Source organism: uncultured Thiothrix sp. (assembly GCF_937876535.1).
Taxonomy (GTDB): Bacteria; Pseudomonadota; Gammaproteobacteria; order Thiotrichales; family Thiotrichaceae; genus Thiolinea.
In genome coordinates, this window is sequence record NZ_CALFHZ010000021.1 from 539716 (window position 1) to 549775 (window position 10060).

The following is a 10060-nucleotide window of genomic DNA, read 5'->3' on the forward strand; positions in this document are numbered from 1 at the left end:
GGGGTGCAATAAGGCTCGTTCACAAGCTGGGCTTTTGGTCGTACACTTTTGCGCTTTCCATCACAACAGACTTTGAAATTATGCAGCCGAAAATGCCCGGCCTTGTGGAGTTTGTGGCTTTAGTCGCACTCCTATCTTCTTTAATGGCACTGGCGATTGATGCCATGTTGCCCGCTTTGCCTGTAATTGGGCATGACTTACATGTCGCTAATGCGAACTCGCCGCAATTAGTTATTTCTACCGTCTTCCTTGGGATGCTAGTGGGGCAGATTTTATTTGGACCTTTATCCGATAGTGTAGGGCGTAAGCCTCTCATTTATTGGGGCTTAGGCTTGTTTATGGTCGGTAGCCTCGTTTCAATGTTCGCACAGAGTTTTGAAATGATGCTGTTCGGGCGTTTACTGCAAGGCATCGGGGTCGCAGCGCCGCGTGTGGTCACGATGGCTTTAGTGCGTGATTGTTATTCAGGTCGTGAAATGGCGCAGATTATGTCCTTTACCATGATTGTATTTATTATGGTACCTGCGATTGCCCCCTCTTTAGGCCAAGGAATTTTATGGTTTTTGGATTGGCGCGCGATTTTTGGGGCGTTTATTTTATTATCTGCCCCGATGTTAATTTGGTTCTGGTTACGAATGCCAGAAACTTGGCCTGCTGAAAAGCGCCGTCCCTTTGCTTGGCACGAACAATGGGAAGCGACCAAAATCGTTTGCAGCAACCGTTTAGTCATGGGCTATTCGATTGTCACTGGCTTGGTATTTGCGGCTTTCTTAGGTTATTTAAACTCAGTCCAGCAAATCCTACAGGAGCAATATGGCCTAGGTGAGCAATTCCCACTGTATTTTGCAGCTTTGGCACTTTCAATTGGTGGGGCATCGGTAGTGAATGCAAAGCTAGTCATGCAGTTAGGTATGCGCCTCTTGTCAGCTCGTGCCTTACAAGTCGTATCTGCCTTATCAGCAGTATTTTTGGTAATAGTGCTGATGCAGCACGGTCAACCACCGTTATGGTTATTTATGGCTTATTGCTTAATTGCTTTCTTTAGCGTTGGTTTGCTATTTGGGAATTTGAATGCTTTGGCTATGGAAACGATTGGCAACTATGCGGGGATTGGTGCTTCGATCATTGGTGTGGTGTCTAGCGCGATTGCTATTCCCATTGGGGTAGTTATTGGGCAAGCTTATAATCGCACCGTAATTCCTATTGTGCTGGGTTTTTTAGTTTTAACCATATTGGCGCTATTCTTACAGCGTTGGACAGAACGCCAACGCAGCAAGACTTTAGAGACTGCTAATCAGTTTTAGGTTTAGGCAATAACCAACCCACCATGCCACCAATAATGGCCGAGCCTAACACGAAAAAATGCACATTAATGGCTGCGCTGGTGGCAACAGCAGGGCTTAAAAATGGTAATAAAGCCGCAATAATCCCTGCTTCATAGGTACCAATCCCTGCAGGGGCATGAATCGGTAGGACGCTGGTGAGTTCGCCAGCGACTACTGCAGTGATCAAAACATTCCAGGTCACTCCATCAATAAACTGATCTAAGACCCACGCTAAAGTTAAAAGCTTGACTAGCCAATTTAACCAAGTGATTCCCCAACTTTTTAGAAAGCCTACCACCGTATCGGGTAAGCCAAATAAAGTCTTTTGCGCTAGCTCACTGAAGCGACCATCTTTGCCTGCAAAATGCAGCTCCACTTTATTTCTTAGCAAATACACCAGCGGAGGAATTAACATCCATAACAACATGATAGGGATAGCAAGACGACGTAGGGGCGTGACCACTAATAAAGGATAAATCGCAAAAGCTAAAATGCAGTGCAAATCCAAAAAGCGGAACCACAATAAAGCTGACACAGACTGTGCATAATTAATCTCAAAATAGCGCTTCATCATCATCGGGAAGCTGAGTTCGCCAGTCCGTGCGGGTAATAGGTTGTTGAAAATATTATGCAGTAGAGTTAAGCGTAAACTAGCCACCGGATGGGTGCGCAAAGCAGGAAAGTAGTCATATAGGCGCCAAGTACGCAGGCCATAACTGACCAATAATAAAACCACAGCAATAGCTAGTTGTTGCCAACTTAAACTAGCCCAAGGTTGCAGGATGGTTTTCCAACCCAGCCAATATTCAACACCTCCTATAAATAGGATCAAAATTAGCCAAGGCAAAGTTTTACTCAGCCAGTTCGGTAAGGCTGAGGTTTCAGTAGAGGGCGGAAGTTGTTTAGTATCTGTCATCGCTATAGGTTTTCCGTATAATCCGCGAGCATTCTAAATGATTAGGTAAGCATTGTGGCGACTGAATATGAAGAAACAGTGAGCATTATCGTGCCTTTTTATAATGAGGAAGATAATGTTTTACCTTTAGTAGAGCGAGTACACACAGCTCTGACTGGGTTTAAGCTGCCTTGGGAGTTGGTATTGGTGGATGACGGCAGCACGGATGCCACGTTAGAGCGTCTGCAGCAAGCCAATGCCCAATATGGCTCACATGTATTTATCGTCGAGTTGCAACGCAATTTTGGGCAAACGGCAGCTATGCAAGCCGGTATCGATCAAGCGCAAGGTAGTTTACTAGTAACCTTAGATGGCGACCTGCAAAACGATCCTGCGGATATTCCTGCGATGATCGCTGATTTACAAGAGCGTAAACTCGATTTATTAGTTGGTTGGCGCAAAGATCGTAAAGATACTCTTATTTTACGCAAAATCCCCTCCCGCATTGCAAATCGCCTCATTCGCAAAGTGACGGGTGTTTATCTCCATGACTATGGCTGCAGTTTAAAAGTTTATCGTGGCTCAGTGATTAAGAAGGTGCGTTTATATGGGGAAATGCATCGTTTTATTCCAGCCTGGGTGGCGACGACTGTACCACCCTCGCGGATTGGCGAGCGTGTGGTGAAACACAATGAGCGTTTTAGCGGCGAATCCAAATATGGTATTTCGCGTACTTTCCGAGTGATTCTTGATTTGCTGTTTATGTGGTATTTCATGCGTTATCGCGCAAGGCCAGGGCATTTCTTTGGCGTGATGGGCTTGGGTTCTGGGCTAATTAGTAGCTTGATTTTATTCTGGCTAGCCATCGAAAAGTTTATTTTTGGCGCAGATATTGGCGGTAGACCCTTACTGCTAGTCGGTGTGATGTTAATGATTGCGGCGCTACAGTTTTTAACGGTGGGGATTTTAGCCGAGATGCTCGCACGTACTTATTTCGAAGCAGCAGGGCGTAATGCTTATACGATTCGGGATGAGGACATTCCTAAAGAACGTGCTTGGCAGCAAGCAGATTAAGCTGCATCAAGAAAAAGAGCGGACTTGATCCGCTCTTTTTCTAGCTGAATGCCAAGCTTACTGCGCGCGCGGGTGATGTTGAATCCACAGATTCAAATATTCTAAACAACCCCGGCTATCAATTTCGTTTTTGCTATCGCGCAACGCTAAATTAGCCAGCTTCATTGCATCATTGCCATCGGAGTTGACAGCGTAGACATCAGCACCCGCTTTTAATAAGTTGATTAATGCTAATTTATGTCCAAAGCGAGCGGCATGATGCAACGGTGTCCAGTTTTTGACGGTTAGAATATTCGGATCAACGCCAGCTGCCAGCAGTGTGGTAACCGCAGAGGTCTGCCCAGTCGAGGCTGCTGCATGTAAAGGCGTTTCGCCTTGACCATTGCGATAATTCGCATAGCTTGGCACCTTAGCCAGTACAGCAATCCATGCGAGATCACCGTCTAAAGCAGCATCAAAAGTTTTCTTGCCAAATCGGCCTGAGGGATCAGTTGCACCTGAACGTACTAAAATATTGGCAATCTCTAAGTTATTGTTATTAATCGCAATTGTTAGTGGTGTAACTCCGCTCGCAGAATAATTAACATCAGCACCTAGCTTAATCAATTGTGGGATTTTATCCGCTTCACCCCGCTCTACGGTTTGGAACAGTGCTTTACCTAAAACGCCGCCATCCGCAGCTGCACCACCGGCGATTAAAGCACCAGCCATACCAAAATCACCCCGAGTTAAAGACAAGGAAAGCGCTGATTCACCGTCTTTGGCATAGTTTGGGTTAGCACCCATTTTCAGCAAGTTTGCAACTTTTTCGCGCTCACCTTGCTCAACAGCAGTAAACATTACCCGACCTAAATCATTCGGATCACGTTGCGCACCCGCGGCTAATAAAATCCCAATTAAGCCAATATCGCCATTACGGGCGGCAATGGATAAAGGTGTAACTTCACCTTCTGAATAGTTGGCATTTGCACCCAGCTTGATCAAGTTATTGACTCGATCACGATCCTGCATTTGTACTGCTTTTAATAAAGCACGCCCGAGCACACCCGCATCATTCGGTGCACCGCTTTTCATTAGTAAATAAGCAATCCCTGTGTAACCGCCGTCAACTGCCATTTGGACTAATTCTTGAGTTGGTCTAGCCCCTTGATTAATAAAGTTTTTGGCTTGATTGTAGTCACCTTGGGTGATTGCAGCTTCTAAGCCATTGGACAGTCGATCTTCCTTCGCTTTGGCTTCATCACGCTTAGCTTGTTCCGCTGCTAAGCGCTCTTGTTGAGCTTTTAAAGCAGCTTGCTGTGCTGGATTGGTAGCATCGGTACTAGTGGCGGTCGTAGTAGCTGTTGCAGGACTTGCTGTAGTTGAAGTCGTTGCAGAGATGGAGGTGGTAGTAGCACTGCCGCCCTTCGCTAATTCTTCCCATTGCTGGACATAAGCTTGTGCTTGCGCAGCTTCAGCAGTTTTACCTTGTTTGGTTAAGCGTGCCGCCTCGGCTTTCCAAACTTGTACTTGCGCAGCAGCATCAGCAGGTGTTTCTGCTTGAGCAGTTGATACCCAAGTTAAGATAGCGAGGCTCAATAGCATTAGGGAACAGTTTTTAATAAAACAAGAATTCCTGCCCACAAGCGGAAAATTCATAAAAGTCTCCATACAATAATTCCTGATGGGGGTTTGAAGCTCAGTGAGCAGCCCATAAGATTGCAAATTACCCAAGCCATGTTTGCAAATCTAATTCAGAAGTCACCACGGCGGTGATGATAGCAATAGCGTTTCCCCATATTCAATCGCTAGCTTATAAAGATCAGAGTTTAGAGCAAGAAACACTCAAAATAGCCCAAGGTTTCCTAACAACTAGGGACGACTAGTGAAGCATAATGCTGCTACAATCATAGCTCAATACCTAAAAAATGCTCAGATGATACTCAACCGCTATCTTTTCAAAGAAATTGCGCTTAATTTCCTTGCCACACTCTTAGTTTTATCGCTGATCATTGTTGGCAATACCTTTGTACGCCTTTTAGCCAGTGCCAGTAGTGGGGATCTGCCCTTAGACCTATTGGGTAATATGTTGTTATTCGGCTCATTAAAAAATTTATTGCGCTTAGTACCGGTAGCCTTGCTGATTGGCATGATGCTCGCTTTCAGTCGCTTATATCGCGATTCAGAAATGGTGGCTTTACGGGCTTCAGGGGTAGGACCAAAGGCGTTCTATCGGGCGATTTTTAGTTTTGTGATTCCACTCACCTTAGTAATGTCCGTCGCTGTCTTTGTGTTTTCCCCGATGCTTGAGAACCAGAATCAAGCCTTAAAAAAGGAAATGTATCAACGCCCTGAAGCAGCGGGTATTCCACCCGGCCAATTTGTAACTGCTGGCAATAAGACTAACAATTATACGGTACTAGCGGAAGGTATTGATGATTCACGCACGGTGATGGAGCGGTTCTTTATTCGCGTGCAAGATGGAGCGAATGAAATTTTAGTCTGGGCACAGTCAGCTATTCTTTTTGTGGACTCTGCTACGGGTGAGCGTTTCCTGCAGATTCGAGAGGGTTATCGTTATGAAAATGATCCTGAACGTGGTGGTATGTCAATTATTCGCTTTAAAGAACATGGTGTGCGGATTCCCTTAAGATCCTTTGTACGTTCGATCAGTATTGAAAGTGTGCCTACTTTAGAGCTACTAGCGATTCCCTCACCCGCAAATCAAGCTGAATTCCAATGGCGACTATCAATTGTACTATCAACAGTTGTACTCGCTTTGCTTGCCTTTCCTTTAAGTTACACCGCCCCACGGCAAGGGCGGTTTAGTAAAATTGCGGTAGCGATTCTTTTATATGGCTTATATGCGAATATTTTGGCAATGCTTCGCGGGATGATGGAGCGCGGCGAAGTGCCTGCTTGGCTGGGTATGTGGTGGGTACATATTCTGATGGTGCTCTTAGCAGTTTGGCTCTTACATAAATATTATGGGAAGCCCGCATGAATCTGCTCGAACGCTATCTTTGGAAAAATGTGCTGCTGAGTATTTTAGTCACTTGGCTTTCTCTGAGTCTATTATTTGCATTGTTTGATTTTTTAGCTGAATTAGGTGATACCAAAGTAGGTACACGCTATGGTGCTTTTCAGGCTTTACTGTATGTGAGCTACAGCCTGCCGCGTACTTTATATGAAAATTTCCCTTATGCGGCCTTGATCGGTAGCCTGATGGGTTTAGGTAATTTAGCGGCGAATAGTGAAATTACTGCAATGCGTGCCGCCGGTTATTCGATTCTGCAGATTGTCTTAACAACTTTAAAACTCGGACTGGTCTTAAGTTTACTAGTGTTTGCTCTTGGTGAGTGGGGTGTGCCACGTTCTGAAGTCTATGCTGAGAGTTTTAAATTGCGTATGTTGCAACAAGAACTCTCTATTTCAGAAGAGGGCGTTTGGCTAAAAAATGGTAAGCAGTTAATTCATATTGATAAGGTCTGGTCGCAGACTAAAGTCGATGGCTTAGCTGTATATGAAGTGGATGAGCAAGCAGGTGGCATCAGTCGTATTCTCAAAGCGGAAACTGCTGAGAAACAAGGTAATGACTGGCAGCTCAAGCAAGTCGTTGATAAACGTCTGACTAAAACCGGTGTGGACTTGGCGCAACACGAGCAATTAAATCTGCCGGATGTATTACCTGCAACTATTTTAAGTTTAGCGACGGTAACCCCTGAACAGCTCGCAGCTCGTGAACTAGCACAATTTATTCAGCATCAGCGTGACAATGCCCTCAATACGGATCGCTTTGAGCTAGAGTATTGGAAGCATTTCACCACCCCTTTATCGACCTTAGTCATGTTAGTGCTTGCAGCACCTTTAGTATTCGGTTTTCAACGGAATGCGGGGGCAGGGCAACGAATTTTTATTGGGATTTTGATTGGCATTAGTTACTTATTGCTGGATCGTATTATTGGGCGGACGGGGCTAGTGTATGGCTTACCCCCTTTATTGTCTGCCTTACTACCGATGCTGATATTTTCGGCTTTGGGTTTGTTTATGTTGGCGAGAGTGCGCTAAATGCAAATACCCGATATACACGCTCGTTTAATTTTTTTGCGCGAAGCCGAACGCCTTAAAGACGTATTACGTACTGCTCACACCCGTACTGGCAAGCAAGAAAGCACCGCGGAGCATACTTGGCGCTTAGGTTTATTTATTCTCAGCTTCGCGGATCAATTACCAGATTTAGATCTACTGAAAGTGCTGAAAATGGCGCTTCTTCATGATTTAGGTGAGGCGATTCATGGGGATATTCCAGCGATTAATCAACAAGGTAGAGATAAACTAGAGCAGGAGCGTGCGGATTTAGTCACCCTTATGCATACGCTACCTACTAAACTGCAAGTTGAATTTCTCAGCTTATGGGATGAGTACAATCAAGCACAGACACTTGAAGCTCAAGCAGTAAAGGCTTTTGATAAATTAGAGACAATTTTGCAGCATAATCAAGGCGCTAATCCGCCAGCATTTGATTATGCGTTTAACTTAACTTATGGGCAGCGCTATACTCAAATTAACCCACTGTTTGCTGCCATCCGAGCTTTACTCGATGCAGAGACTCGTCAACTCGCTTTACAACAAGTACCTGCTATGAATATTGAGTTTTTGGCTGTTGATGATGAGCTTGAGAACCTGTTAGATCTCTGTCAATTACCTAGTGACGATATATATGCTGCTCATGTGCAGTTTTTTGGTATTCGTCGTGCGAATCGTTTAGTAGCAGTCGTCGGCTTAGAGTCTTATGAGTCAGTGGGCTTACTGCGGTCTTTAGCGGTTTTACCCGATTACCGTAGCCTTGGGATAGCTCAACGGTTAGTGAGTTTTATCGAGGAGCAAGCAGTTGAGCAAGGTTTAAAGCAATTATATTTACTCACTATGACCGCGCGTAATTTTTTCCAAGCTTTAAATTATCGTCTAATCGAGCGTGCGCTTGCACCGCTTGAGATTCAAACTACTGCCCAGTTCAATGGGTTATGTCCAGCAACAGCAGTGCTTTTAGTTAAAGATTTGGGCGCTGAATAATCTCCAAGTTTGAATAGCTATTGAGTTAGGTGATGCTCAGTCCACTAGGTTCTCAGCATGAAGTGAGAAATTTGCCAATAATATTTTTTACCCCTAGTTGGCAATCTGCAATGAGTTCTAAAAAGCAGGGTTTAAGACTATCTCTAGTCTCTATCTTGCCAAACTGTTACTCTTCGCGCTTCCTGCTGTTCTTCCGAGTTGAATATGAAAGTCAGAACCCGTTTTGCTCCTAGTCCTACTGGCTACCTACATATTGGTGGCGCCCGTACTGCTTTGTTTTCTTGGTTATATGCTCGCAAGATGGGCGGGGATTTTATCTTAAGGATTGAGGACACGGATTTAGAACGCTCTAATCAAGCTTCAGTGGATGCTATTCTGCATGCAATGGACTGGTTAGGATTGGATTATGACGAGGGGCCTTTCTATCAAACCCAACGCTTTGATCGCTATAAAGAAGTGGTACAGCAGCTCTTAGATACTGGCCATGCGTATTATTGCTATTCTTCGAAAGAAGAGTTGGATGCGATGCGTGAAGCACAAATGGCACGCAAAGAAAAACCGCGCTATGACGGACGTTGGCGCGATAGTAAAGAAACACCCCCTGCAGGCATAGCACCAGTTGTACGCTTTAAAAATCCCTTAGAGGGCGTGGTCGAAATTGATGATCAAGCGCGGGGCAAAATTGTTATCAGCAATACTGAGCTAGATGATTTAATTATTGCCCGCTCCGATGGAGTACCTACTTATAACTTATCCGTCGTCGTCGATGACATTGATATGGGGATCACGCATGTGATTCGGGGTGATGATCATATCAATAATACGCCGCGCCAAATTAATATCATGCGGGCGCTTGGGCATGAAATTCCTGTGTTTGCACATGTGCCAATGATTTTAGGTCCTGATGGGCAGCGCTTATCGAAGCGACATGGTGCGGTGAATGTCATGCAATATCGTGATGAAGGTTATACTCCAGAAGCTTTGCTCAATTACTTAGTACGTTTAGGTTGGTCGCATGGGGATCAGGAAATTTTCTCACGCCAAGAAATGATTGAGTTTTTTGAGCTAAACGGCATCAACCGTGCTCCTTCATCGATCAATCCAGATAAGTTGATTTGGTTGAATCAACATTATTTAAAAACACTGACATTGGCTGAAATTGCTGCTCAATTACAATGGCATCTAGAACACCAGCAACTTGATACAAGTCAGGGGCCTGCTTTAGAAGACGTTATTCTAGCCCAACGTGAACGCGTCAAAAGCTTAGCTGAATTAGTTTCAAGCAGTCGTTATTTCTACGAGGAGATTAAGGACTACGATGTGCTTGCAGTGCAAAAGCAGTTTAAGCCAGAAACAGCAGGCTATTTAAAAGCCGTACACACTGTCCTAGCCAATTTGCCTGCTTGGGAAGATGCAGCAATTCATCAGGCAATTCAGCAAGCCTGCGAGAATTTGGGCGTTAAATTAGGTAAAGTAGGGCCAGCTTTACGGGTGGCAGTTACAGGTTCGGCTTCTTCACCTTCCTTAGAGATCACTTTGCGTTTGATAGGGCGGGAGCGCAGTTTGGTGCGGATTAGTGCAGCTGTAGCTTACATAGAAAAAATGCCAACAAGTGCTTGACAGTAAGCGCGGATTAATTCAGAATTCGCGCTTCTTCGGGGGGCTATAGCTCAGCTGGGAGAGCGCTACAATGGCATTGTAGAGGTCAGCGGTT

8 protein-coding genes are annotated in these 10060 nt (G+C 44.9%); 6 read left to right on the plus strand and 2 right to left on the minus strand.

All coding sequences use genetic code 11. The features are described from left to right. Nucleotides 1–92 precede the first annotated feature (92 nt). Nucleotides 93–1304: a multidrug effflux MFS transporter gene (locus tag Q0230_RS17170; protein ID WP_298612048.1), complete on the plus strand. Its 1212-nt coding sequence runs from the start codon at nucleotides 93–95 to the stop codon at nucleotides 1302–1304. On the opposite strand, the gene Q0230_RS17175 is transcribed toward Q0230_RS17170, so the two are convergent. Further along, nucleotides 1291–2241: a lysylphosphatidylglycerol synthase transmembrane domain-containing protein gene (locus tag Q0230_RS17175; RefSeq protein WP_298612051.1), complete on the minus strand. Its 951-nt coding sequence runs from the start codon at nucleotides 2239–2241 to the stop codon at nucleotides 1291–1293. The genes Q0230_RS17170 and Q0230_RS17175 overlap by 14 nt on opposite strands. Before the next feature lie 54 nt (nucleotides 2242–2295). Between Q0230_RS17175 and Q0230_RS17180 the strand changes: the two genes are divergently transcribed. Then, nucleotides 2296–3294 (plus strand): glycosyltransferase family 2 protein, encoded by a 999-nt coding sequence (locus tag Q0230_RS17180; protein ID WP_298612054.1) that lies wholly within the window; start codon nucleotides 2296–2298, stop codon nucleotides 3292–3294. Nucleotides 3295–3351: 57 nt separating this feature from the next. Here the strand turns inward: Q0230_RS17180 and Q0230_RS17185 are convergent, their stop codons facing one another. After that, entirely contained in the window at nucleotides 3352–4932 is a 1581-nt protein-coding gene (locus Q0230_RS17185) for an ankyrin repeat domain-containing protein (RefSeq protein WP_298612057.1), read from the minus strand. A gap of 277 nt (nucleotides 4933–5209) precedes the next feature. Between Q0230_RS17185 and lptF the strand changes: the two genes are divergently transcribed. The 4 genes from lptF (at nucleotide 5210) to gltX (ending at nucleotide 9966) form a co-directional block, all read left to right on the plus strand. Beyond that, nucleotides 5210–6277, plus strand: a complete 1068-nt coding sequence (lptF, locus tag Q0230_RS17190; RefSeq protein ID WP_298612060.1) for an LPS export ABC transporter permease LptF — start codon at nucleotides 5210–5212, stop codon at nucleotides 6275–6277. Then, complete coding sequence (gene lptG / locus Q0230_RS17195) at nucleotides 6274–7341, plus strand: LPS export ABC transporter permease LptG (protein ID WP_298612063.1); 1068 nt, start codon at nucleotides 6274–6276, stop codon at nucleotides 7339–7341. The genes lptF and lptG overlap by 4 nt, the downstream gene beginning before the upstream one ends. Beyond that, nucleotides 7342–8346 carry an arsenic resistance N-acetyltransferase ArsN2 gene (gene arsN2 / locus Q0230_RS17200; protein ID WP_298612066.1) on the plus strand — a complete coding sequence of 335 codons (1005 nt, stop codon included), beginning with the start codon at nucleotides 7342–7344 and terminating at the stop codon, nucleotides 8344–8346. 204 nt (nucleotides 8347–8550) lie between these two features. Further along, nucleotides 8551–9966 carry a glutamate--tRNA ligase gene (gene gltX / locus Q0230_RS17205; protein ID WP_298612069.1) on the plus strand — a complete coding sequence of 472 codons (1416 nt, stop codon included), beginning with the start codon at nucleotides 8551–8553 and terminating at the stop codon, nucleotides 9964–9966. Nucleotides 9967–10060: the final 94 nt, after the last annotated feature.